General features: G+C 53.9%; 22 protein-coding genes. 3 read left to right on the top strand and 19 right to left on the bottom strand.

Features of this window, described 5'->3' with window-relative positions:
* The first annotated feature begins 112 nt into the window (after positions 1-112).
* A complete protein-coding gene (locus ET33_RS12980; RefSeq protein WP_152570630.1) occupies positions 113-346 on the top strand; it encodes a hypothetical protein in 234 nt (77 codons plus the stop codon).
* A gap of 38 nt (positions 347-384) precedes the next feature.
* Here the strand turns inward: ET33_RS12980 and ET33_RS12975 are convergent, their stop codons facing one another.
* The 4 genes from ET33_RS12975 to ET33_RS12960 all read right to left on the bottom strand — a co-directional run bounded on the left by ET33_RS12975 (position 385) and on the right by ET33_RS12960 (position 3,457).
* On the bottom strand, positions 385-1,098 hold the full coding sequence (locus ET33_RS12975; RefSeq protein ID WP_036682534.1) for a FadR/GntR family transcriptional regulator: 714 nt from the start codon (positions 1,096-1,098) through the stop codon (positions 385-387).
* Positions 1,099-1,233: 135 nt separating this feature from the next.
* Positions 1,234-2,178 carry an alpha/beta hydrolase gene (locus ET33_RS12970; RefSeq protein ID WP_036681599.1) on the bottom strand — a complete coding sequence of 315 codons (945 nt, stop codon included), beginning with the start codon at positions 2,176-2,178 and terminating at the stop codon, positions 1,234-1,236.
* Between the two features lie 129 nt (positions 2,179-2,307).
* The gene (locus ET33_RS12965; RefSeq protein WP_036681595.1) at positions 2,308-2,610 is read right to left on the bottom strand and encodes a YunC family protein; all 303 of its coding nucleotides are present in this window, start codon (positions 2,608-2,610) and stop codon (positions 2,308-2,310) included.
* 136 nt (positions 2,611-2,746) lie between these two features.
* Complete coding sequence (locus ET33_RS12960) at positions 2,747-3,457, bottom strand: pentapeptide repeat-containing protein (protein WP_036681590.1); 711 nt, start codon at positions 3,455-3,457, stop codon at positions 2,747-2,749.
* 761 nt (positions 3,458-4,218) lie between these two features.
* Between ET33_RS12960 and ET33_RS12955 the strand changes: the two genes are divergently transcribed.
* Positions 4,219-4,761, top strand: coding sequence for a hypothetical protein (locus ET33_RS12955; protein WP_051775310.1), 543 nt, complete (start codon positions 4,219-4,221; stop codon positions 4,759-4,761).
* 11 nt (positions 4,762-4,772) lie between these two features.
* Here the strand turns inward: ET33_RS12955 and ET33_RS12950 are convergent, their stop codons facing one another.
* The 11 genes from ET33_RS12950 to ET33_RS12900 all read right to left on the bottom strand — a co-directional run bounded on the left by ET33_RS12950 (position 4,773) and on the right by ET33_RS12900 (position 18,688).
* Positions 4,773-6,719, bottom strand: coding sequence for a putative bifunctional diguanylate cyclase/phosphodiesterase (locus ET33_RS12950; RefSeq protein ID WP_036681585.1), 1,947 nt, complete (start codon positions 6,717-6,719; stop codon positions 4,773-4,775).
* Between the two features lie 187 nt (positions 6,720-6,906).
* Complete coding sequence (locus ET33_RS12945; RefSeq protein WP_036681582.1) at positions 6,907-7,278, bottom strand: DUF423 domain-containing protein; 372 nt, start codon at positions 7,276-7,278, stop codon at positions 6,907-6,909.
* Between the two features lie 134 nt (positions 7,279-7,412).
* Complete coding sequence (locus ET33_RS12940; protein WP_036681580.1) at positions 7,413-7,712, bottom strand: hypothetical protein; 300 nt, start codon at positions 7,710-7,712, stop codon at positions 7,413-7,415.
* 167 nt (positions 7,713-7,879) lie between these two features.
* On the bottom strand, positions 7,880-9,703 hold the full coding sequence (locus ET33_RS12935) for an FTR1 family iron permease (protein WP_051775309.1): 1,824 nt from the start codon (positions 9,701-9,703) through the stop codon (positions 7,880-7,882).
* A complete protein-coding gene (gene efeB / locus ET33_RS12930) occupies positions 9,700-11,031 on the bottom strand; it encodes an iron uptake transporter deferrochelatase/peroxidase subunit (protein ID WP_036681576.1) in 1,332 nt (443 codons plus the stop codon). Before efeB ends, ET33_RS12935 begins: the two co-directional genes overlap by 4 nt.
* 3 nt (positions 11,032-11,034) lie before the next feature.
* Positions 11,035-11,907, bottom strand: coding sequence for an iron uptake system protein EfeO (gene efeO / locus ET33_RS12925; RefSeq protein ID WP_036681573.1), 873 nt, complete (start codon positions 11,905-11,907; stop codon positions 11,035-11,037).
* 183 nt (positions 11,908-12,090) lie between these two features.
* Positions 12,091-13,938 (bottom strand): ABC transporter ATP-binding protein, encoded by a 1,848-nt coding sequence (locus tag ET33_RS12920; RefSeq protein ID WP_081890311.1) that lies wholly within the window; start codon positions 13,936-13,938, stop codon positions 12,091-12,093.
* Positions 13,904-15,673, bottom strand: a complete 1,770-nt coding sequence (locus ET33_RS12915; RefSeq protein WP_036681570.1) for an ABC transporter ATP-binding protein — start codon at positions 15,671-15,673, stop codon at positions 13,904-13,906. The genes ET33_RS12920 and ET33_RS12915 overlap by 35 nt, the downstream gene beginning before the upstream one ends.
* A 25-nt stretch (positions 15,674-15,698) precedes the next feature.
* A complete protein-coding gene (locus ET33_RS12910) occupies positions 15,699-16,145 on the bottom strand; it encodes a MarR family winged helix-turn-helix transcriptional regulator (RefSeq protein WP_036681567.1) in 447 nt (148 codons plus the stop codon).
* Positions 16,146-16,557: 412 nt separating this feature from the next.
* Complete coding sequence (locus ET33_RS12905; protein ID WP_407668098.1) at positions 16,558-17,937, bottom strand: NAD-dependent malic enzyme; 1,380 nt, start codon at positions 17,935-17,937, stop codon at positions 16,558-16,560.
* A 205-nt stretch (positions 17,938-18,142) separates the two neighbouring features.
* Complete coding sequence (locus ET33_RS12900; protein WP_036681560.1) at positions 18,143-18,688, bottom strand: GNAT family N-acetyltransferase; 546 nt, start codon at positions 18,686-18,688, stop codon at positions 18,143-18,145.
* 283 nt (positions 18,689-18,971) lie between these two features.
* Between ET33_RS12900 and ET33_RS12895 the strand changes: the two genes are divergently transcribed.
* Positions 18,972-19,436, top strand: a complete 465-nt coding sequence (locus tag ET33_RS12895) for a CcdC protein domain-containing protein (protein WP_036681557.1) — start codon at positions 18,972-18,974, stop codon at positions 19,434-19,436.
* A gap of 3 nt (positions 19,437-19,439) precedes the next feature.
* On the opposite strand, the gene ET33_RS12890 is transcribed toward ET33_RS12895, so the two are convergent.
* The 4 genes from ET33_RS12890 to ET33_RS12875 form a co-directional block, all read right to left on the bottom strand.
* Positions 19,440-21,038 (bottom strand): response regulator, encoded by a 1,599-nt coding sequence (locus ET33_RS12890; RefSeq protein ID WP_036681555.1) that lies wholly within the window; start codon positions 21,036-21,038, stop codon positions 19,440-19,442.
* Positions 21,013-22,863 (bottom strand): cache domain-containing sensor histidine kinase, encoded by a 1,851-nt coding sequence (locus ET33_RS12885; RefSeq protein ID WP_036681552.1) that lies wholly within the window; start codon positions 22,861-22,863, stop codon positions 21,013-21,015. The genes ET33_RS12890 and ET33_RS12885 overlap by 26 nt, the downstream gene beginning before the upstream one ends.
* Before the next feature lie 63 nt (positions 22,864-22,926).
* The gene (locus ET33_RS12880) at positions 22,927-23,931 is read right to left on the bottom strand and encodes an ABC transporter permease (protein WP_036681549.1); all 1,005 of its coding nucleotides are present in this window, start codon (positions 23,929-23,931) and stop codon (positions 22,927-22,929) included.
* Positions 23,928-25,415: a sugar ABC transporter ATP-binding protein gene (locus ET33_RS12875; protein ID WP_036681547.1), complete on the bottom strand. Its 1,488-nt coding sequence runs from the start codon at positions 25,413-25,415 to the stop codon at positions 23,928-23,930. Before ET33_RS12875 ends, ET33_RS12880 begins: the two co-directional genes overlap by 4 nt.
* Between the last annotated feature and the right edge of the window lie 41 nt (positions 25,416-25,456).

Below are 25,456 nucleotides of genomic sequence, written 5' to 3'. Positions count from 1 at the left end.
GGCGAAACTTTTTACCGTGGAAAAGCGTCGAATGGGGTGAACGATGAAGGATATTTGAGGTGTTTTGACGTTATATTTCCAAGAAAGGGGTAAACTTCCAATTGGCAATCGTTTGAATAAAATTCTTGGCACGGTCTTCCTGCTCGCCAGCGGAGCCTATTACACCGCCGAGAGGATCGGGACCAAGATTGCTGCAGCGATTCCTGCAGCCGGAGCGGCTGCAAGAGGATCATACGATGCGACGCTGTCCAACCCGACATTTTTTGAAAACTTCTTCGTTTGGTTTTTTATGCTGGTCGGCTTCGTGCTGCTTACGTTCGGCTTTCCGAAAGACAAGGACGGATAGGCCGCTCCGCTCGGCAACGGCCGGTCCTTCCCCTTGTCCTATTTATTCAAATAACGGATCAGTACCTGCTCGACATGAAACAAATGCCGCCGCATCTCGTCCTGCGCAGTCCTCGGATCCTGCCGCTTAATCGCCTCGTACACGGCTTGATGTTCCTGCAGCAGCTGCCGGGAGACCGTGCGGTTCGCATACATTTGCAGCCGGCGCGTTTCGCGGATCGCGGTCTGCATCTGCGATGAGATCGATTCGATCATCCGCGCCATGATCGAATTGTGCGTCGCTTGGGCGAGTACTAGATGAAACTCGATATCCGCCCGCTCGCCTTCCTCTTCGTCGCCCAGATGCTCCTCCATCCGCTTGAGCACCGCCTCGAAGCGCCGCAAGTCTTCCTCCGTCCGTTTCTCCGCCGCAAGTGCCGCATTGGAAACCTCCAGCGCTTGGCGCGCCTCGATCAGCTCCATCACCGTGTCCCGGCTCATCAGCAGCGAATTAAATTCCGGCAAATCCACGTCCTGCGACTCGATGCTGCGTACATAGCTGCCTTCCCCTTGGTAGCTTTCCACCAGCCCCATCGCTTTGAGCGCACTGAGCGCTTCCCGGATCGTGGAGCGCCCCACTTGGTAGCTCTCTGACAGCTCCTTCGTGGAAGGAAGCTTATCGCCCGGCTTCAGCGCACCGCCGACGATCTGCTCTTTGATTTGCTCGGCGATGGCTTCGGAAATTTTGCGCGGCGTAATTTTTTGAATTTCCACCTTCCCGTCCCCCCGTTCGTCTTGACGCGTCATTTCCATTATACCCGCTTTGGCAAGGAGCTCAACCGGACGCACCCGCCGCTTGAACGCGGCAGCAGCCCGTCCGAGAAGAACGGGAATGGCGCGCCCTCCGGTTCATGAACCGTTGTTTTGACGGGCCGTCTGCTCGTCCAGCCAAAGGAGAACGTCCTGCATCACTGCATCGCGATTGATCTCGTTCAGCATCTCGTGACGGCCTTGCGGATACAGTTTGCAAGTCACATGCCGCAAGCCCAGCTCCCGGTATATACCGGCCAATTCAACAACCCCTTTTCCTCTACGTCCGACCGGATCCAGCTCGCCGGAAAATAAATAGACCGGCATATCGACCGGAATCCGACGCATGTTCCGCTCATCGTGAATCTCTTGCAGCCCGCGGAAAAAATCGATCCAGAAGCCCGCCGTCATCGCAAAACCGCACTCCGGGTCCGCAGCAAAAAGGTCGACTTCGCGTTCGTCGCGGCTGAGCCAATCGAACGGCGTCCGATTCGGCCGAAACTGGCGGTTATAGCTGCCGAGCGTAAGTCTCATCAGCAGCTCGCTGCGATGCTGCTCCCCTTTGCGGGCCGCCAGTCTCCGGGCCAGCGCGCTGCCGATTCCAAGCAGCTTCTGCGGCCCGTTCGTTCCGGACAAGACGATGCCGTCCACTTTCTCGGGAAATAAGTACATATATTTTTGAGTCAAAAATGACCCCATGCTGTGGCCGAATACGTAAAAAGGAACATCCGAAAATCGTTCGCGAATCAGGTCCGTTAGCTGCCCCATCGCTTCCGCCATGCGTTGAAAGCCGTTCTCGCCGATGACGCCGAACCGCTCCGGGCTGCCCGCCGTCCGGCCGTGCCCTCGATGGTCGTTGGCATACACCGCATAGCCCGCCTCCGTCAGCACCCCGGCGAATCGCTCGTAACGAGCGGCCGTTTCGGCCATCCCGTGCGCGATTTGTATCACGCCCTTCACCGGCACATCCTCTTCCGGCAGCCATTCGTATACGAATATCGCTTCCCCGTCAGCGTCGGGAAATGTAAATTGTCTGTCTCTCATCGGACTCCTCCGTTCTCCCGAATATCCTACCGTCCTATTATAGGACGAATTCCTCCCTCCGGGAAAGATGTCTCCGTCCATAAAAAAAACGCCTGATTTGCTCAGGCGCTTTACCTCAAGTGGTTTCGGTCAAAACATCCGTACAATCGCGTCCCGGCCCTTCATTCCCGGCACCACGCCGAGCGACTCGGCTCCGTAGGTGACCGACTCCAGCGGCGCTTCCAAAAGCTCCTCGATCGTCCGCACGCCCGTTGCTCGGGCGGCGATAATGCCCCGTTCCCTCAAACGTTCATTCAGCAGTCCCACATCAAGCGCGCCGCACATAATGTACCCTTTGTCGGTCGTCACCGCAAGCAGATTCGTCTTCGGCAGCTTCACCTCGATCGCCAGCGCCGTGTGCCCATCCAACTCCACCGGTTCCATGCGCATCATTGCCCCAAGCATCCCCTTTAACACCCGTATGCCTATACTATATGCCCTTGGGCTTTCATCCGTGCACGGGGTCGGGGAATTATGAAATGCTACCCAATGTCAAGATACGATTTTTTGAAAAATAAGAGATAAAATACTAAACTCCGGAAATTATATCTTTTGCCAATTCAATTAATTCTTTTGTTTCATTGCGATTTACTTTAGAAATATCAAATGGCTCCCCATTTATGACCATTTTTTCTATACTACTGTTATCTAATTGCTCGATTTGAGGAGCTTCTCCAATAAAAGTACAATGAATTAGGGTACTCATAAAAAATTGGGTTCCAATAAATGTGCAGTTTTCAAAACGACAATATCTAAGATCAACTCTCTTTAGGTTGGCAGAATTGAAATTGCAGTTAATAAAAACAAGATCTCTTCCCACAAGTTTATTTAAATTTGCCTTGTAAAAAGATGTATTTTGTATTGGTTCACCGTCGTTGTTTAAGCCAATTTTGTGCAAATTCGCATATTCAAATGAACAATCAATTAATATGGAGCTGATTCCAGATTTTATATCTGTATAATCAAGCCTTACATCTTTTAATACACTTCTTGTAATCGACGTTATAGTTGAACATGATAAATCTATATTATGTAAGTTTTGATAAGAAAAACATTTCAAGTCCAAACCTCTAAAGTCTCGTTTTGACGATATCTCACCAAAAGGAGAATTAGGAAAATTAACATTTGCATCTTGACGATTACGCCAATCTTTTTTCCATAAAACTTTGTTTAATTGAGCGACATAATCTTCGTCCCATCTGTTTTTCAATGCTTCTATTTCTTTCTTTTTGAATGCCAAATTAACTCAATCCTTTTCATAATCTCCCTGACTACCGCAAATTTACGATACCATAATATAACATTATTTTTCGACAGTGAATTACTATTTCAAACTCCCGCTTTAATGTAAATAAATGAGAGCTAGTTATGATATCCACAAGGAAGCGTACTATGAGTCAACATTGGGATTAAGGAGAAAGACATGAAAATGTGTCACTAACAATAGCCGCTTTTAAGGGCGGTTCTTCAAAAGATTGATATGAAAAATTCGCTAATTCTAACTTGAAATAAAATGCACGACGCCAATAACAATTAACAGTGAAAAATAAATGACCACCAGCCATAGAATGATTTTGACAACTCTGGCTAAAAGCGACTCTTTCGTTGGAGAACTCATTTTGCGATCAACTCCAATTCGGATAGTCCCTCAAATGATATAACAATGCTCAATACGCTGGGCTATAGACAATTTACCATACAATTACAAACATATCCATAATTACTGAAGAACACAAAAAATTTGACATAGTCCTTTAGATGTAGTATTCTCGCATCATATTTAGTTATTAGGTCCTACCATTTTTATCCTGAACCTAGTTCCAACATACCGCAGCAGCAGCATGCCAATTTCGTACCATACGTCGCTTTCGAACTTCAAGTTATTCCCATCGTATACGAACAGTATTAGGATAATAATTCCAGTCTGTTTACTTCTATTTTCCTATAGTAAAAAATGTTATAGTAAAGATTACGCAAGCATCAAATGAGGAGGAGCCGCCTGTGGAAGCCAGCAAACTGCAAAAACGAAAGTTTTTGTTCAATGTAGACATCATGATTGAGGAAGATACCAACGGGCGAGCCTTGGAGAAGCTGCTGCATCAGCTCAATTCGGAACTTGTAACCGATTATCAAATCAAGCAGGGGATAGAATTAGGTAAAACGATCGAGGCCTCGCTGAAAGAAACCATTCTCAAAAAAGTCGACACGTCTGCCGAGCCGGTGAAAAGCCGGACGAACGCCGCTTCTGCGGAAACCGCCCCGAAAGCTCCATCCGCTTCGAACGCCAAGGTGACCAAGGCTGCGGTGGAAAAACGCCCGGAAGCCGATCCGTTCAAGCAGATCTGGGAAGAAATGAAAACATTTCAACAAAGCAATACGCTTGTGCGTTTGTCCATCGTGAAAGAGAAAGGGGTCAAGCTCAGCATGCCGTGCCGTATTCTAAATACGGACCCATCCAGCGGAAACCTCACGGTCTATCATGTCGACGAAAAGAAAGTCTACTTGCTTAAAATTAACGAAATTGACGATTTTCAGGCCCGCTGAACCGGGCCTTTTTAATTTAAAGGGGGACTCTCCTCGCCGGCCGCAGCCTGCGCAGAGTAAAGCTTCATCAGACACTCCGCGTCAGGAACGGCAAGGGGCGGGCTCAAATAAAAGCCTTGAATGAGATGGCATTCGTTCTCATGCAAAAATCGGAGCTGCTCCTCGGTTTCGACGCCTTCTGCGATCACTTCCATGTTCAAATGCCGGGTCATGGCGATGATCGAAGCGACGATGGCCGCATCGTTCGGATCGGTCATAATGTCGCGCACGAAGGAGCGGTCTATTTTTAATTTATCGATCGGGAATTTTTTCAAGTAGGATAACGAGCTGTAGCCGGTCCCGAAATCGTCGATGCTGATTTTGACCCCGAGCTTCTTGAGCTCATGCAGCAAATCGCTGGCATAATCGACATCCATCGTGCAGCTCTCCGTAATTTCGAGCTCCAGCAGGCCGGGATCGAGCTCCGTTTCCCGAAGCGTCCTGCCGATTTTGGCGCACAGCTGATGCTGCATGAACTGCCGGATCGACAAATTGACCGACACCGGTACGACCTCCAGCCCGGCATCCTGCCACTGCTTGTTCTGCCGGCAGGCTTCCTTCAACGCCCATTCGCCGATGGGCACGATCAGACCGCTGTCTTCCGCGAACGGAATGAACTCTCCCGGCGCAACCAGCCCGCGCTCCGGATGCTGCCACCGGACGAGCGCCTCGAACCCGACAATGCGGCCGGTCGCAATATTGATCTGCGGCTGATAATACAGCAGTAGTTCGTTGTTGGCCAAAGCCCGGCGAAGCTCGCTTTCCAGAGTTAAGCGTTTCAATGATACGGACTTCATCTCGCTGTTGAACAGTTGATAGTTGTTTTTGCCTTTTTCCTTGGATCGGGTCAATGCCATATCCGCGCATTTCATAAGCGAATCCGCAGACTCGTCCTCCTGCGACAGCAGCGATATGCCGATGCTGGCCGTCAGGTGAACTAAATTTTGCCCCAGTACGAAGGGCTCCTCCAGCAAGTCGAAAATTTCCTTTGCGATCGCTCCCACCGGCTCCGCCTCTTGATCAGACACTTGGAAGAAAAACGCAAACTCGTCTCCTTCCGTACGCGCGAGATAATCGTCCGGGCCCACGCAGCGGGAAAACCGTTCCGCTACCTGCAGCAGCAGCATATCTCCGTAATCGTGCCCGAAGCAATCGTTGACGATCTTGAACCGGTCGATATCGACGAACAGGACAGCCAGCGTTCGTTCCCGCCGGGACGCGGCCGCCATCGCGGCGTTCAAATGCTGCACGAACAGTCTGCGGTTCGGAAGCCCCGTCATATCGTCATAATAGGCGAGATGCCGGATCTGCTCTTCGGTTCGCGTCGCGGACGTAATGTCCTGGCAAACGATCAGAACCCCTGTCGTGATCCCCTGCTCCTTCACAGGGACGACCGTCGTATCGAGATCGACGCGGTATCCGTCTTTATGCAGAAGCGACGTTTTGAACGAAAGCGGCGAGCCATGCAGCGCTTCGGTGAAAAAGTTGTTGGTCCTGCCGGACAACTCTTCCGGAAACAGGATGCGCAGGTGCTTCCCTCTCAGCTCTTCCTCCCGGTATCCAAACATGTGTTCCGCTGCCGGATTCCATTGCAGAAAACATCCCCTGGGATCGACCAGCCCTACGGCGCCCGGATGGTGATGGAATAACGCGTTCAATCGGCTGTCCGCCCTGCGAAGCCGTTCCTCCGCCGTACGGCTTCGGGCGTCCGCTTCGGACACAGTCCGGGACAGCCGAACAATACGTTCCCACGAATAAGCCATCAACAGGAAGACAGCGATGCCGAATCCCCATAAGAAAACCCCTCCGGCCCACCAGCAGACGAAGAATCCGACCGCCGTCCCTCCGCATGCGAACAGCATCGTTCTTTTTTCATCACACGGTTGTATTCCATTTGCTGATTCGTCGGTCCTAGGCATGCGGGCCTCCTTTCCCGGAAAGGTACGTTTGTCAGAGTATTCCAATCCCCTATCTTGTCCGTAGAAATTCTACGCACAACTGTCTTTTTCCTGCTAAATCGACAAAAAAAGCGAGTTATTCCAGAAAGGTAGGCATAAAAAAATTCGGCATGAAGACCTGCCGAATGTGGAGAAAGAGACTTAGGACTTATTTTGCCCGAAGGGCCAGAACCAAGGACAGCCAACCGAACAAAAAGGCCACCCCGCCGATAGGGGTAATCGCACCCAACTGCTTTATCCCCGTTATACTCAGAACATACAGACTGCCCGAAAAAACGACGATCCCGACAAACATCGACCAGCCGGCCCGGCGTAAATGTCCGTTGGCCGGAAGCAGGGAGGCAGCAAGTCCAATGGCGATCAGCCCGAGCGAATGCATCATCTGGTACTGGACGCCGGTCTGGAAATTAGCCAGCATATCTGCTGTGAGCTTTCCTTTCAGCGCGTGTGCGCCGAATGCTCCGAGCGCTACCGACAGAAATGCGCAAATGCCGCCAAGAGCCACAAACGTTCTGTTCATCAACTTCACCTCCCTTTCCATGATATAGTATTTTTTCCCCACTGCCAAATGAACAAAATAAGTCCTGCCTTCTCGCCGAATTCGGCTTTGTCAGCAGGACTTCTCACGTTATGCGGATAATGGATGCGCGGGCATTACAATTGGCCGATATCGTGCTGGCCGACAATCAGCGTAATAGGCTCCAGAAAGACACGGGTGATGGCAGGCTTCTTGAGCAAGTCAATCTCAATGTCGATGACCTTGAACCGCTCCTGCTTGCCTTCGCGCTTGTCGTATACCACTTCGAATTCTTTTAGCCCGAGCTGGTACGAAACGACGGAACAACCGATCGTTAAGGCTGGCGCCTCGTGCTCTCCGTGATCGAAAAGTACTTCAGCGATAATTTCTTCGTTCATGTCCACAATTTTGACTGTTTGGCAAATCGCATATTTCATTGCCATCCTCCTCCGGCAGGGGCGAAGCTGATCGTTGCTCTGAAGTGACGTGCCCCCGTTTCATATCACGAATTCGACGTTCTGCGTCCAAACTCCTGCTTTTTTCCAACCGGATGCGGGACAAAAGTTCGTTATTTTTTTGAACGAATCCCGCCACCTACAGTAGATTACACCGTATGCGGTCCCGATTCGCGGGCGTTTCCCCGCATTTTCCGCTCTTGCCGGGCCCATTGAAACACGATAAAGAGAAGCACGAGCAGCTGCGGAACGAACGTTTCCCAAGTCGGGTAGACGCCGAGCCAATTCCAGGAGGGAAGATAGCCGGGCACATGCGCGGGAATCTGTCCCGCGATTTGCAGGGCGTGGATGCTCTGGCCCAAAAATTTGAGAACCAGATAATAGATCAGTACCGTGGCTCCCAGAAAAAACGGACGAATCGGCAGCAGGACGCTTCCCCGGACGATGACGAAGCCGAGCAGAAACAGCAGCAAGGCGGCCGAGCCGATGCCCAGCGCAAGCTGCGCCGGATCGATGGAGGGGGCCATGCCGATGTAGAAAATCGCCGTCTCTGCGCCTTCCCGCAAAATCGAAAGCGCCGCAACCAGGAAAAGGGACCACAGGTTGCCGCTGGCCAGAGCCACGCCGACCTGATTATTAATATACCGATTCCACGTATCGACATGGGATTTGCGGTGAAGCCATGCGCCTACGGTTAACATCAAGAACACAGATACAAGGCCCATGACGCCCTCCAACAGCTCGCGAGTGCTCCCGGAGGCCACATTGGCAATCGTGAAAGTAAGCACGACGGCCAAGACGCCGCTGGCGAGCAGCCCTGCCGCTCCGCCGCTCCATACCCATCCTTGCTTGGAGGCGTTGCCGGTCCGGCGCAAAAAGGCGAGCAGCGCAGCCAGCACGAGCAGCGCCTCAAGTCCTTCACGCAGCAGGATAATCGCGGCATCCCAAGCCGAATAGCTCGTTTGCGCCGTGAACGGCTGAAGCTCCGTCTGCATCTCCGAGACGATGCGGCCCGCCTCCTCCGGCTGCGGAGGATTGGACAGCAGCCTGCTGGCCGCTTCCGTCATCTGCCGTTCGATGCGGTCATACGTGTCCGGGGCTCTTGTGCGAACCTCGCCTTCCACGGAAGGCCAGATCTGGATAAAGGCCTGAAGCTGATCGGCCGCTTCCGCGTTGCGGGCCGCGTCGATGGCATCTGCGGCTTTTTGCAGAATCGCCAGCGCGTCGGCTACCGATTGCTTGCCGGAAGCGGCGGCGTCCTCCCGCAGCTTGCCGCTGGCGTAATCGTCGATAAGCTGGATCAATTCGCGTATGCCCTTGTCGGCCGCTTCCGCCCTCGGGGGCTCCGCCTGCAGCGCGATTCGGATCATGCTTAGCTTCGTCTCGATCTGTCCGTACACGCCGGACGGATCCGACCGGATGGCCGCTTCGCTTTTGGACCACTGGCTGTCGAACTGCTTATAGTGGCTCCGGGCTTTGTCCCAGTCGCTATGCTGTATGTCCGTCTGCGTCTGCCGCAGGATGGGAAGCAGCGCGCCAGCTGCTTGTTTCCCGTCCGCTTTCGAGTCCTTTTTCGCTCCGGCCCCCGCGAATCGGCCGACCGCCTTCGTCAGCTTGGACACGGCCTGGTAGGCCTCGTCGGGCTTGGAAGCGGCATCGGTCACCGCCTTCTTCGCTTCGGCTAAGGCTGACGCGACGCTATCCGCCGCTTCGCCGGAGGGGGCGTTCAGCTTGCGCCATTCCGTCTCGAACTTCTCCAGCTCCGCTGCCGTTTCCTGCCACTTGTGCTCGCCTGCATGAACCAGCGCTCCGCCGACGAGCGGCATCAGCGAGTCGGGTGCCGCCGTTTCGGCGAGCGTGCGGCCGCTCCAGCCGAACAGAAGCACGGCGGCAGCCAGCAGAAGGACGAAGAAGCGTTGTTTGCCATAAGAGCGTATCCCGTATGCTTTTTCCATCTTCATCCACCGGATCACTCGAACAGCCCCTCCCCGATGTAGCCGCCTTGCCGCGCGCCCGGAAAACAGGCGAACAGCGCGCTGCCGACATGCACGATATATTCGTTCAGCTTGTCGCGCTTCGCGAGACGCTGCTGGATCGGGACAAACTGGGTTCTCGGGTCCCGTTGGTAGCAGATGAACAACAGCCCGGCGTCAAGCTGCCCTGTTTGACGGTCGATGCCGCTGGAGTAAGAATACGAGCGGCGCAAGATTTTTTCCGCCGGCTGCTCGCCATGCGCCAGACGAGAATGCGCGGTCAGCGGAATGAGCGGCTGACCGGCTTTGTCCTTGGCATCCAGCGCCAGCGGGTCGGACTCGTTCTTCGCCCCCAAGGGCGCTCCGCTGCTCCGGTATCTCCCGAACGTCGCCTCCTGATCGCTGAGCGTGGAACGGTCCCACACCTCGATCCGCATCCGGATTCGCCGGACGACCATATAGCTGCCGCCGCTCATCCATGCGGGCTGCTCCGAAGGCTGCACCCAGACGATATCGTTCATGGATTGCTTGTCATGGATATCCGGGTTGCCCGTGCCGTCCTTGAAGCCCAGCAAGTTGCGAGGCGTCTCGCCTGCCGGACCGGACCCGCCCGTCCGCTGAAAGCCTTCCTGGGTCCAGCGCAGCACGGCGACGCCCCGGGCAAGCCGCGTCAGATTGCGCAGCGCATGAAAGGCGACCTGCAAATCGTCCGCGCACACCTGCACGCCGATATCCCCGCCGCACCATTCGGGCCGCAGACTGTCTCCGCCAAAGCGGGGCAGATCCGCAAGCGCCTCCGGCCGCTTGGCTCCCAGCCCGAATCGTGCATCGAACATGGAGGGGCCGACGCCGAACGTAATCGTCGTCCGGCACGGATGCAGACCTGCCGCTTCGCCCGTATCCGCGGGCGGCATACTCTGCTGGTCCTCCTCGCCGCCGACCGGCTGCCCCGCCGTCATTTTCGCTGCGGCATCCGTCCAACGGCGGAACAGGTCCTTGACTTCGGACAGCTTCGCGGTCGTCAGATCGAAGGCGGCAAAGCAAATAAAATCCTGCGCAGGCGTCACAATACCCGCTTGGTGCGCATCGTAGAACGGGATAACCTGTTTAGGGCCCGCGTTTGATGCCGTGGAGGCAGCGGGCGCCGCCAGCTTGGCCGTTCCCGCCCACACGCCGCCCACGCCGACCGATCCGAGCAGCAGTCCTACTCCTCCGGCTCCGGCCAGCTTGAGCAGGTCGCGGCGGCTGATGGACGAACGATCCTGCCCGTCTTGCGGCTTTTCGCCTTCCTGACTTTTTTCCGTCATTCGTTTATTCGTCTCATCCATGAATTACGCCCCCAGCAGCTTGCCCATGCCCGACAGTGGCTCTGCCAGCGCATCGATGGCTTGGCTCAGCTTTTTGGTTTGCTCTTGCGTCAGCTCCGTGTATGAAACGTAGCCACTGCCTTTTTTAAACGGTGCGAGCGCTTGGTTCAATTCCACGAAGCGCGTTCCGATCGTTTTTGCCAAAGCGGCGTCTTTTTTCTCAAGCTCGGGCTTCAAGAGCTCGAAAATCTTGTTCGCTCCCTCGACGTTTGCGGCGAAATCGTACAGGTCTGTATGGGAATAACGCTCCTCTTCCCCGGTCACTTTTCTGGACGACACTTCGTTCAGCAGCTCCACGGCGCCGGTGACGAGCATATTCTCCTCGATGTCCACCGTCTCGACCTTAGCCCGCAGCAGCTTGCTGTCGCTCAGCAAACGGTCGGCCGTCTCTTCCATGCCTTTGGTCGTTTGCTCGGTCCAGAGCGTTTTCTCGATCCGGTGGAAGCCCCGCCATTCCTTCTCGTCCACGTCGCCTTCCCTCGCATCGATGTTCGGGTCGAGGTCGCCTAAAGATTCAGCAATCGGCTCGATCCGCTCATAGAACATCCGCGTCGGGGCGTATAGCTCCTGACTCTTTTTCAAATCTCCGGATTTGACGGCTGCCGTAAATTCGCCCGTTGCTTTGACGAACGCATCGCACTGCTCAATGACAAACTTCCGGTACTGCTCCGTTGCGTTTTTTAAATCTACCGCAGCAGCCGCAGGTTTCGCGGCCGTATCGCTTGCGGACGGCGCAGAGGCCGGCTGGGCTGCTTTCTTGGTATTCTCACCGCATCCGGCAAGCAGCAGTGCAGAGCAAAGCACGATGGAGGAAACGGCCGTGAACGTCTTGGACATAAATTCAATCTCCCTTTTACCTAATCATTATCCTCGTTTTCGTGATAATGATAATTATTATCAGTGATAAATTATCATAGAAGTGGATGTTTTTCAATGAAAAATTTTAGCATTAAAGTTTATTCGATATTTGGACAAAAAAACCTCAATCTCCAAAAAATGTCGAAGATTGAGGTTTTGTTTTTAATCGGCGTCGGCCGACGGATTGGCATGCATCTCGGCATACAGCCCCCGCAGCGCCAAAAGCTGCTCGTGCGTGCCCCGCTCGACAATCTCGCCTCCGCGCACGACGAGAATCAGGTCGGCCTCCTGAATCGTGCTGAGCCGGTGGGCGATGACGAAGCTGGTCCGCCCTTGCATGAGCGCCTTCATCGCTTCCTGAATGTGCATCTCCGTGCGCGTATCGACGCTGCTGGTCGCTTCGTCCAGAATCAGGATGGACGGGTCGGAAAGAATCGCCCTGGCAATCGTAAGCAGCTGCCGCTGCCCATGGCTCAGATTGCCGCCTTCCGCCGAGAGCGGCGTATCGTACCCTTGAGGCAGCTTGCGGATGAAGCCGTCCGCGTTTGCCAGCTTGGCTGCCGACCGAATCTCCTCCTCCGTCGCGTCCAGCCGCCCGTACCGGATGTTGTCGCGAATCGTGCCGGAGAACAGATGCGCGTCCTGCAGCACCATGCCGAGACGGCTTCTGAGGCCGTTTTTGTCCCACTCCTGGATATCTTTCCCGTCGATTCGGATCGTCCCTTCGGAAATATCGTAGAAACGGGTGAGCAAGTTCATGATCGTCGTTTTGCCCGATCCGGTCGGACCGACCAAGGCGACGACTTGCCCCGGCTGAGCAGCGAACGATACTCCCTGGAGAACCGGCGTGTCGCTGTAGCCGAACGTTACCCGGTCGAACTCGACTTCCCCGCGGATGGCTTCCTGCGCCTTCCGGCTGCCCGTAGTCCCGAACTCCGTCTCGGTATCCAGAATCTCAAACACCCGTTCCGCTCCGGCCACGCCGGATTGAATCATATTGTACTGGTTCGCCAGCTCGTTGACCGGACCGCTGAATTGCTTGGAGTAATTCAGGAAGCTGACGATGACTCCGATCGTCGTCCAGCCGTTGTACGCCATCCAGCCTCCGGCCACCGCCAGCAAAATGAAGCTCGTATGGTTCAACAGGTTCATGAACGGGCCCATCATGCCGGAAAAAATTTGCGCCCGCGTCCCCGCCTGCCGCAGCTTGGCGTTTATCTCTTGAAACTGCCGGGCCGCCAGCTCCTCGCGGTTGTAGATTTTGACGACCTTCTGCCCGGAGATTGTCTCCTCGATGAAGCCGTTCAGCGCGCCGAGGTGGCGCTGCTGTTCCTTGAATTGGCTTTTGGTGCGCTTGCCGATTTGCCGGGCGACGGCGGTGGCAAGCGGAATGATCACCAGCGCGACGAGCGTCAGCCATCCGTTCAGCAGCAGCATCATCGTCAGCGATCCGAGCAGCATGACAATGCTCGTGATGAGCTGCAGCAAGCTTTGGTTCAGCGTGTTCGAAACGTTGTCGATGTCGTTCGTCGTTCGGCTCATCAGCTCCCCGTGCGGCGTCTTGTCGAAGAAGCGTACCGGGAGCTCCTGCATATGGGCGAACAGGTCGCCCCGCAGTTCCCACACCGTCCGCCCGGCGATGCCGGACATGACGTACGTTTGCAGCCACGAAACGGCGCTGCCGCCGATATAGACGGCCAGCAGAAGTACGCACAGCCACAGCAGGCCGTTCGGATCGCGAAGCGTAATATAGCGGTCGATCGCCGCTCCGATCAAATACGGTCCCGCGAGGGACAGCACGAGCCCGAGCAGCACAAGCGCGATGACGCCGGCCAACGCCGCCCGCTGCCGTTTCAAATACCCCCACAGCCGCCGAATGGCAGCCCGGGTGTTCTTGGCCTTGACCTTAGGCATCGGTTCGCCCCGGCGTCCGAATCCGAACGCCGCCGCCGGAAGATCCGCCGTTTTTTTTCCGTCAGGACGAGCTGAGGGCTGAGCTTGAGGTGCCATGGACGCTCGCCTCCTTTCCGTGCTGGGAGCGGTAAATATCGCGGTAAATCGTGCTGCTCCGCATCAGCTCCCGGTGCCTGCCCCGGGCGGCAATCGCGCCATCCTCCAGCACGAGGATCAGATCCGCTTCCGTCACCGACGCAATGCGCTGGGCGATGACGATGCAGGTCGTTTCGCTCTGCAAAGCTTCCAAAGACTCGCGGATGCGAGCTTCCGTCACCAGATCGACGGCGCTCGTACTGTCGTCGAGAATAAGAACTTTGGGCCGGAGCAACAGCGCCCGCGCGATGGATAAACGCTGCTTTTGGCCGCCCGACAGATTGATGCCCCGCTGGCCCAGCTCCGTATCGTAGCCGTCCGGCATACGTTCGATGAATTCATGAGCCTGCGCCGCTCTGGCCGCCGCCTCGACTTCCTCCTGCGAAGCGTCCGGCCGCCCGTATCGGATGTTGTCGCGAATTGTCCCGCTGAACAGGATCGCCTGCTGCAGCACGATGCCGACTTGACTGCGCAAATGCTTGGAGTCGATGTCTCTCACATCGGTTCCGTCGACCAGCACCCGACCCTCCGTCGCATCGAACAGCCGTGGGATCAGGCCGACCAAGGACGATTTCCCCGAGCCGGTCGCCCCAAGAATGCCGATCGTCTGACCCGGCTCGACGGCAAAGCAGACGTCTTTCAGCACGAAGTCGGTCTTCCCCGGATCGAACGAGAACGATACCCTGTCGAACCTCAATTGCCCGGCCCGGATCGCGCCGGTTTTGGCCTGCTTGGCTTCCGCAATGCCCGGCTGCGTCTCCAGCACTTCGCGGATGCGATCCGCAGACGCTTTGGCCCGAGAGAACGAAATCAGCAGCATGCCGACGGACAGCAGGGAGAAAAGGAGCTGCGACATATAGCTGAGGTATGCGATCAGGTCGCCCACCGGCATCGTGCCTTCCCACGTCTGCGCGCCTCCGTACCAGAGCACGGCCACGATGCCTGCGTTCAGCACCAGCATCATCAGCGGCATATTGGCGGCAATGGTCCGTGCGGCTTTCAGGGCGATCTCCAGGTGCGCCCGGTTCGCCTTCCCGTAACGCTCACGCTCGACGGCGGAGCGGACGAACGCTTTTACCACACGGATGCCCTTGAGGTTCTCCTGAAGCACCGTGTTCAGCCCGTCCAGCTTTTCCTGCACCCGGCCGAACAGCGGAACCGACAGCCGGATAAGCGTGTACAAAATCATAATCAGGAGCGGCACCACCGCAAGCAGCATCAGCGAGAGCCGCGAGCTGAGCGCGATCATCATTGCGATGCTGCCGACCGCCAGCGACGCACTGCGAACCATGGCGCGCAACAGCATCTGGATCTGGTTCTGCACCTGCATGACATCCCCTGTCAGCCGGGTTACAAGCGATCCCGTCGTCAGCCGATCCAAGTTGTCGAACGAAAAGGTCTGTACTTTTTGAAACAGGCTGAGACGCAGATCCGCCCCAAAGCCGAGCGCCGCCCGGCTGGAAAAAATCGTACAGCCCACACCGCCGAGTAATCCGACAAGCGCAGCACCGATCATCAGCAGGCCCGTATGCCAAATGTGCCCCAGATCGCTGCGCACGACGCCTTCGTTGATGACACTTGCCATCAGCCTCGGCTGCAGCAGATCCATGCACACCTCCAGCACCATAAACAGGGGCGCCAGCAGCGCAGCCCATGTATAAGGCTTCAAATAGGTTCTAAGCTTCCACACATTCATTGTCCTCCGTTTATTTGTCGACTAACTATTCATTCTTAAAATTCCGTTGAAACGTCTCCAAATTATCGCGAACCTGGAGCAGCAGCCGACGGAACAGCATTTTTTCCTCCGGGCTGAAATGCTCGAAGCATTCCGCCTCCAATACCTGCAGCGCTTCCTGGACGCCGGCGGCGGCTTGCCGTCCTTTCCCGGTCAAGTAGACGCGGGACACGCGCTGATCGCCCGGGTCCGGCTTCCGTTCGACGAGCCCCGTCTTCTCCATGCGGTTGATCATCACGGTTAATGTGGGCGGCTTGATGAGCATGCTGTCCGCCAGCTCCTTCTGGCTCTGCCCGTCCCGCTCCGACAACCGCATGAGCAGCGGAGGCTGTCCGGGAAAGACGTCGTATTTCTGAATCATCAGATCGACGCTGTGCCGATGAAGCTTGAGCACATGCCGCATCAGGCGGGTCAGCGAATCGTCGTGCAACATCGAGGAGTCCTCCCTTTAGTTTGTCGGCTAAATAAATTCAGGTTAGGGGATTTTGGAGCTTCTGTCAATGGGGCTTTGGAAATTCGGGAGCACAAATAGCTCTGCTTTGGGAGAAGCGAGGCTGAGCTTGTTGAGAAAGTGGTTAATTGAGGTTATAGAGGTTACGAAGGGGTGGGGTATCTACTTCCGACCGCTGTTGTCATCGGGAAATTTTTATTGAAGCCGCTTATCAGCGGACATTTCCCGAAGACAAAGGCGGCCGCTATCGCTTCTCCAGTGGATACCCCACCTCCGTATGTATCTCTATTCTTGTTAAAAAACCACTTTCTCAATAACAAAAGCCCCGCTTCGGGAGAAGCGGAGCTGTTTTGTTTTAAAGGAGAGCTAGTACACAGTCCGTACCGGCCTGGATTTAAGCAAACTCGTGTGGAATTTTGCGTGCTACGCCGGTTTCCACTGCGGCTTGTGTTACTTTTTTTCTAACCGCTTCTACGACCCGGCTGTTAAAGACGCTCGGAATGATATACTGCTCGTTCAATTCGTCGTCCTCTACGGTGGAGGCGATCGCGTAAGCGGCGGCAAGCTTCATTTCCTCGTTAATGGTCGTCGCCTGGCAATCCAATGCCCCTCTGAAAATGCCGGGGAAGCACAGTACGTTATTTAACTGGTTCGGGTAATCCGACCTTCCGGTTGCCATCACGCGAACGTACGGTTCCGCAATTTCCGGCAGGATCTCCGGCGTCGGATTGGCCATCGCAAATACGATCGGGTCTATCGCCATTTTTTTCAAATCCTCGACACCGATCACCCCCGGACCGGACAGGCCGATAAATACATCCGCATCCTGCATCGCATCCGATAAAGTGCCCGCAATGTTATCCGGGTTCGTATGCTCGGCATACCATTGAAACATGGGATTACTGTACGCTTCACCCCGGCGTATGATCCCAACGGACCGCGAAGCGCCGATGATATGCGTCACTCCGGCAGCCATCAGCATCTTGGTGCAAGCTACCCCGGCGGCGCCGACCCCGCTGAAGACGACTTTAATATCCGTCAGCTTTTTGCCGACCAATTTCAATGCGTTAATCAGTCCCGCCAGCATGACAACGGCCGTCCCATGCTGATCGTCATGAAATACCGGAATATCCAGCTCCTGCTTCAACCGTTCCTCGATTTCAAAGCAGCGCGGAGAGGAAATGTCCTCCAGGTTGATTCCGCCAAACGCCGGCGCAATCGCTTTCACAATCCGGATAATTTCTTCCGTATCCTTCGTATCCAAACAAATCGGAAACGAATCGATGCCCGCCATTTCCTTGAACAGCATCGCTTTTCCTTCCATCACCGGCATAGCCGCGATCGGCCCGATATCTCCGAGCCCGAGGACGGCCGTTCCGTCGCTGACGACCGCCACCGTATTTCTTTTGATTGTCAGCGAATACGCCTTGGCAGGGTCTTCGTGCAGCGCCATACAGACGCGGGCTACACCGGGAGTGTACACATGGGAGAGATCGTCCCGATTCTTGATGGGGACCTTCGAATGGACCTCAAGCTTGCCGCCCAGATGCATTAAGAAGGTGCGGTCGGAAAAGTTAATGATTTTAATTCCCGGCACTTTGGTCACATTTTTAATCAAGGTAGCTTCATTTTCCGCATTGGACACATTCACCGTAATATCGCGGATCGTCGTATTTTTACTTCGGTTCACGTTATCGACAGCGACAATTTCGCCCCCGGTTTCGTGAATCGCATTCGCGATATGAATGAATGGAACATTCGGTTCCGTCTCCATTCGCAAAATAATCGTATAGCTCCCGCTTGTTTGAACTCCCATGACAAATTCTCCTCCCCTGATATCCCCCTGCAAGTGGATCGATACTATCAATGTTGTATCACATTGGAGAGAATAGCCTCCATTAATGTGTAATATTAATATATATGATACAACCTTATTCGTAAAGAGTATGATTGTCAAATCATAGAGGAATGAATCCCGATCATGCATTAAATCTTCCCATCACAATGGTATTATAATAGTTACCGTCAGAAAGAATTTTGTCGTTTTTCAATATACCTTCCACTTCAAAACCAAGCCTTTTATACAGCTCAACAGCCTTGTCGTTGGTTTCCAACACATTCAAGGTCATTTTTTTAATGCCGTTCGCGTCAGCCCAAGTAATCGATTCTTTTAAAAGATTTTTTCCGATACCGTATCCCCAAAACTCTTTTAATACGCATACTCCGAATTCGACTTTATGAGAGAATCGTTTCAAGTAAACTCCTTCGCATCTTGAAAAACCGACTATCCGATCCTGAACGGTGGCGACTAGAAACAAGTTTCTTGGTTGCTCGGTATCGGTTTTAATGATCTGCTCGAAGCCTGCCGGATCGATAAACGCCTCCCCTCTTTCTCGGTCCATATTTTCGGTTTCTCCGTCAATCTGCAATCTTACTTCGGACAATTGTCCGGCGTCTTTTTCCCTTGCGGATCTGATCGTATAATTCAATCCGTTGACGTAAAATTGTTGTGTGCTCGTTAGCATGTTAGGCTCCATTCTTTAAGTTTGTTCCATAGCACGCGCTTCAAAAGAACAAAGCCCCGATATCGAAAAATCCATATCGAGGCACGTGCATGCAAGCAAAATATTCAGTTAAACTATTTTACCATAATTTCCAAAAATCCAAAACATCATAGAATCGATAGCGGTTCGATAGACAATACGAAAATGACAATCGTCACCAAGATCGGATTACTTCTTTCACTGTTTGACAACTCCCGGATGAGAGATACTTAATTTACAAATTGATCGAAGGAGTGTTGTCACCATGAACGCAACCGTATCCCTAGGAATTTCCGTATTAATCTTTCTTCTCATTATTCGCGGTCAATTCCGCGGCATGAGCACCCCCATCAAGAAGCCGGGGATTTCCTTACTGCTGCCGATTTTATACATCTCGACCTCGTTATTTCAATTAATGGACCCGAACCTGCATCTGCAGTCCAGCCAAGTTCTCATCGCGCTGCTGATCGGTCTGGTCATTTCCGTTCCGCTTATTATGACGACGAATTTTGAAGTCCGGGAACACGGGGCGGCGTTTATCAAGCGCAATAAAATCGTGTTTGTCATCCTGATCGTCGTCTTTGCGCTTCGGTTCGTGTTTGTTGGCACGGTTAAGGTTATCGATCCGAGCACGCTGGGCTTTTTGTGCAACTTGGTCACCTTCGGTTATGTGGCTTGCTGGAGAATCGTAAGCTTCATCAAATTCCGCAATGTACTCAAATTGGCTTAGCCGTCACCGGATCTTCTCCCGGTACTGTCCTGGGGTTACTCCCTTGATGGACTTGAACATTTTGGTAAAATACTGCACATCCTCATACCCGACCCGATGCGAGATTTCGTAAATCTTCAGCGTCGGGTCGCTCATCAGTTCCGCCGCTTTATTGACCCTGAACTCCATCAAATATTTCGTATACGAAACGCCGAGCTCCTCTTTGAAAATTTTGCTGAAGTACGACGCGTTCAAGTAAAAGCGCTCGGCTACGGTGTTCAGATTCAGCTCCTCCGAGTAGTGAAGCTCCATATATTCCAACGCTTTCTCGATTACCTTGCGCCTTTTTTTGCTCTGCGAATGTTCCAGAAAGTCGATGATTTTCGTAATGGTATCGCCGAGCAGCCCATGAATTTCGTCCGTCGATTGCGACTGCTGCAGCAGCTCGAAAAAATGCAGGCAGAAATTCGAAAAGTCTTTCGCCGCCCCGCTGCCCTCCACGGCGGTCCTGACAAGCGAATTGACGATATCGATATAAATAAACTTCAAGTCGATCGGGCGGATGCTCCGGTTTTCCCACACGATCTGATCCAGACTCGCCAAGGCTACGGCCTTGTTCCCTACCCGGATATGGTTGATCAGCGCTTCCGTATCGTAAAGCCGATATCCCCTCGTTTTGTTCGGTCCTGTCGCAGTCCTCGTCTCTTTGCCCCGCCCCGTGTCCAAATAGCCGTGGAGCAGCATCTGCTTCGCCTGCCGGTAGGACACGGAAATGTCCAGCAGGTCACCGACCGCTCCGCCTAAGCCAATGATGACGGCGCTGCCGACGATTTTATGAACGATTTTGCGGATATCTTCGAACATCGTCAGGCAGGCGCGGGCCAGCGCATCGTCCTCCTCGAAGGAGGAAACGATGCAGACCACCTCGTCCGCATGGGCGAAGACGATCTCGTTCTCGCACACGTTCGGCAAAAAATCTCGCAGCAAATTGCGCAGCACGAACTGGGTAAAATTCGCATCCGGCTTATTTTCCGGCGGAAACGCTTCCGGCTCCGGCACCTGGAGCACCAAACAAGCATGGCGGAGGCCCTTGTTCTTCAACCCGAAATCGTTCAGCGCCTCGCGCAATTTTGGCTCGTCGGGCTTGTGTCCCATAATCAATTTCGAGAAGAGCATTTCCTTTAATAATGGCAAACGCTTGTTGACCTGATCGTCGGCTTTTTTCAGCAAAGCTTCCTTTTGCCGTTCCGTCTCGATTTGCTCCAGGCAACGCGCGACCACATCAAGCAGATCGTCGTCCTCCACCGGCTTCAAAATATAATCGGAAGCGCCTAAGGAAAGCGCCTTTTTGGCGTACTCAAAATCGCTGAAGCCGCTGATAATAACCACTTTAGCATCAAGCCGTTGCTCCTTGAGCCGCTTGATTAATTCCAGCCCGTCCATACGGGGCATTCGGATATCGGTCAGGATGAGATCCGGCCGCACTTCCCCAGCGAGGGCAAGCGCTTCTTCGCCGCAGGTCGCTTCATGCAGGAAGCCGATGCCCAATTTGCCCCAATCGATCGTATGCACGAGCCGCTCGCGAATCCATGCTTCGTCATCGACTACGATCATGCGGTACATCCGAATCTCCCCTCTCCATCGTCATGACAGGCAGCTTAACGGTCACGCGGGTGCCTTGCCCGTATGCGCTTTCCAGCGTAACACCGTAGGTCATCCCGTATTTTAAACGAATTTGCCGATTCAGGTTGCGCAGCGCGAATCCGGACGATTCCCCCGGATTGTTCCCGTCAAGCATGCTTTGCAGCTTCTCCAGAGCGGCAGGCTCGATACCGATGCCGTCGTCCTCCACGTACAGGAACAAAGCGTGCGATTGCCTTACGGCGGAGATCGTCAGTTGACCTCCTCCCTTGCGCCGTTCGAGCCCGTGGTAAACGGCATTTTCCACGATGGGCTGCAGCAGCAGCTTCGGCACCTGACAGACATACAGCTCCTCGGGAATGTTCAGATCAAAGGTAATGGCGCCCTTATACCGGATATTGAGGATCGTCAAGTAGTTGATCACCAGCTGCACAGCTTCCTTCAGCGTGACGACCTCTTTGCCCGAGCTCAGGCTGATTCTGAAAAATTTGGACAACGCGGCAACCATCTGCGAGATCTCGTCCACTTTTTTGATCCTGGCAATACTATATATGGAGTCGAGCGTGTTGTATAAAAAATGCGGGTTGATCTGCGCCTGCAGCAGCTTGATTTCCGCTTCCTGATTTAAAATTTTTTCATTCTCCAAATCCTGGATCAAGACGTTCAACTCGTCGACCATATCGTTAAACCCTTGATACACCCGCTTGTATTCGTCCCCGCGGTTATCCTTGATCTTGAAATCAAGCCTGCGGTTCTCGATTTTTTGCATGGCCAAGACCAATTTCTCCAAAGGCTTGTAAAAGAAACGGGACAGCAGCAGCGTAATGCCGAAGATCAAAATTCCGGTCACCGAGATGACGATCAGCATAAACTTTTGCATTTCATTGACTTTCCCCAAAATCTCGGAAGCCGGAATCACGACGACATAGCTCCAATTCGTGTAGTCCGAAACGGAATAAACGGCAAACTTCTCTTCGCCCTGTACGGTGATAAAGAAGCTGCCGCTCTTGCTTTTCATGTTTTGGATCGTATCGTTCATGTGGGAATAATCCGCGGTCCTGCTGCCGACGAGCCGGCTGTCCGGGCACGCCACCACCGTGGAGCTCCGATCCAGCACGACGAACTCGCCTGGGATACCGCGCTGAATCTTTTTATAATAATCGCTGATAAAGCTCTCGTTGACATTCGCCGCCAATACCGCGATATCGTGGCCGTCTTCGTCGCTCAACGCCGTCGTAAACGAGATCTGCTTCGCGGTTTCCAACCGCGTTTCGATGCCGTTCAACGAATCGTAATTGACCGGCGCGGACACGAACCAACGGTCCTTCCATTGCCCGCTTTTCGCTTGCTGCACAAAATCGATATGGTCTACGTTGACATCCTCGTAATAGGTCGACTTGGAGTCCATGATCGTATTTTGCTTCACCAAATACAAGTAGAACGAGTCGATGCCCTCCAATATATTCATCACTTTAATCCGTGTAATGAAAAAGCTCAGCAGATCCATGATGCCGTTGTATTTTTCGTTTTTCTCTTCCGGTTTCAGCGGTTCCCCGCGCTTGGCGATGGCGATCAGCCGGTTTTCGGTCAGCAGCATCTTGCTCATGCCCGCCACGTTTTCCAGCGCGGAATCGATGTTGGTCACGGCAAATTGGATGCTGCTGATGACGACCTTGGAGGTTTGGTCCGTGATGGCCTGCTCCGACCATTTGAACAGGATCGTGCTGACCAGAATCATGGGAATGAGAATGACGATAAACATGATCACGAACATTTTCAAGCGAAAGCTCATATTTCGAAGGGCCATGGTATCTTCGTCCTTTATTCATCGTTCGTATCCACATTATACCGTGGCCATCCCTTTTGCGCTTTACCCCTTTTTCTTCATGTATTGAATCGAGGCAATGAGGACGGCGACCAAAATCAGCAGACCGCGCACGATATACTGCACATATTCGTTCACATTGAGCAGCGTCATGGCGTTGATCAGCACCCCGAGGAAAATAAGGCCGATAAACGTCCCCCGTACTTTCCCGATCCCGCCCATCAAGCTGGTGCCGCCAATAATGACGGAGGAAATCGCCATCATTTCCCATCCTTTCCCGAAGGAAAACGACCCGGACATGACTTGGGAGGACACGAGGACGCCGCTAAGTGCCGAACAAAGCTGCACCACGACCATGCAAATGATTTTCACCCGCGGCACATGAATGCCGGACAGCCTTGCCGATTCCGGATTCCCGCCCACGGCGTAGACCGAGCGTCCGAATTTCGTATAGTTCATCACGGTATATACAATGGCGAATACGAGCAGCAGAAGGATCGCAGGAATCGGAACAGAAAGAAATTCGCCCGAGCCCAGCTCGTTGTACCACGACGGCAGCGTCGTCACGGGGAAGCCTTTGGAGACGACCGCCGCCAGCCCGTAAATGACGTTCAACATCGCAAGCGTGACAATAAAGGACGGCATTTTATACTTGGTCATAATCCATCCGTTGAACAGCCCGATCAGCCCCGCCACAACAAAAGAGAGCACGATGCCGACCACGACCGCCTGATCCATCGGCATGATGCCCGAGCTGCTGAGCCACCCGGTCGTAAGACCGATGATGACCCCCGTCAGGGCGACGGTCGAGCCGATGGACAAGTCGATCTCCCCCGCGATAATCACCATCGTCATCCCGAAAGCGATACAGCCCTGCAGCGCGATGTTGCGCAGAATGTTCAGCAGGTTCTCCGACGTTAAGAAGCCGGGAGACGCGAAGGCCATAGCGATCACGATCACGAGCAAAATAAGTTCGAGCACATATTTGTTCAAGCCTTTGCGGATGTCGATACGGGAACTTTTGTTTAATTCCAGCGTTGTCGATTTCATGCGGTTTCTCCTCCCATACTTAACGCGTACAGCTCGTCGATCTTCAGTTCCTCGGGGACGTATTCCCCTTCGATGCGTCCGTCCCGCAAAATCAAAATCCGGTGGCACACCTCAAGCAGCTCCTCCAGCTCGGACGAAACCATAATGCTCGATATGCCCTTACGAGACTGCTCCCAGATGACCTGAAAAATTTGCTGCTTGGCGTTCACGTCGATCCCGCGCGTCGGCTCATCGAAAAACATAATCTTCGGGTCCGTATTCAGCCAGTTGCCGACCACGACCTTCTGCTGATTGCCGCCGGACAACGAAGAAACCGGATGCTCGACGTCGGTCGCTTTGATCTGCAGCTCTTCCATCTGACGGCGCACAAATTCGGCCTCCGTTTTCTTGCGGATCATCGGGCCCTTCGCGATCCGGTCAAGGCTCGCCACACACAGATTGTCGCGGATCGAAGCGAGCTGGATCAGGCCCTCGTGCTTCCGGTCCTCCGGCGTTAAGGCCAAGCCGGCTTTTTTCATTCTCGCAGGAGTCGGCGAATCGATCCGCTGTCCGCAGCAGTAAATTTCGCCGCTATCCAACTGGTCGGCGCCGAAGATTGATTTCAGCAGCTCGGTACGCCCGGAGCCCAGCATGCCGGCGATGCCGAGAATTTCCCCTTTTTTCAATTGGAAGGAGATATCGCGGAATTTGTGTTTTCGCGTCAGCCCTTTGACCTCCAGCACCACCTCGTTGGTCACGCGCAGATCATCCGGACGCGTCCGGATCTCTACATCGCCGAACATCATATGGATCAGTTCTTTCCGGGTGAGACCGGCCATCGGAGCCGTGCCGATAAAATGCCCTTCGCGCAGAACGGTGCACGTATCCGCAATCTCCCACAGCTCATGGAGCCGGTGTGAGACGTAAATGATGATGACGTCTTTTTTCTTCAGCTCGCGGATCATATTGAACAACGAATCAATCTCATTTTTGGCCAAAGCCGAGGTCGGCTCATCCAGTTGAAGCACCTTCGGCTTGAACGTCAGCGCTTTCACAATCTCGATCATTTGCGCCTGACCGACGCTCAAATTCGCCACCAGTTCGTCCGCAGCGATATCGATGTTGTATTCGTTCAGCAGCTCGCGGGTCATGCTGTAGGCTTTCTTCCAGTCGATAAACGGACCTTTCATCGGCAGTCGGCCCAAGAAAATATTTTCCGCCACCGTCATGCCGGGGACGAGACTGAGCTCCTGATATACGATGGCGACTCCTTGGGCGAATGCGTCACCGGGATCTTTAAAGCGCAGCGCGGTGCCATCCAGTATGACTTCTCCTTGCGTCGGCTGGACGGCGCCGGAAAAAATTTTGAGCAGGGTCGATTTGCCGGACCCGTTCTTGCCGAGCAGCGCGTGCACCTTGCCGCTCTCAAACGACACCGTCACCTGATCCAACGCGACCGTGCCGGGGTAATGCTTCGTAATGCTGCGGGTTTCCAATACGCTCATATGCCTTCCCTCGCGATCTCCTCTGGGGCTTCTACCGGCCA

It is taken from the genome of Paenibacillus tyrphae, assembly GCF_000722545.1.
Lineage (GTDB): Bacteria > Bacillota > Bacilli > Paenibacillales > NBRC-103111 > Paenibacillus_G > Paenibacillus_G tyrfis.
This window is presented reverse-complemented; position numbering and strand designations above follow the sequence as displayed.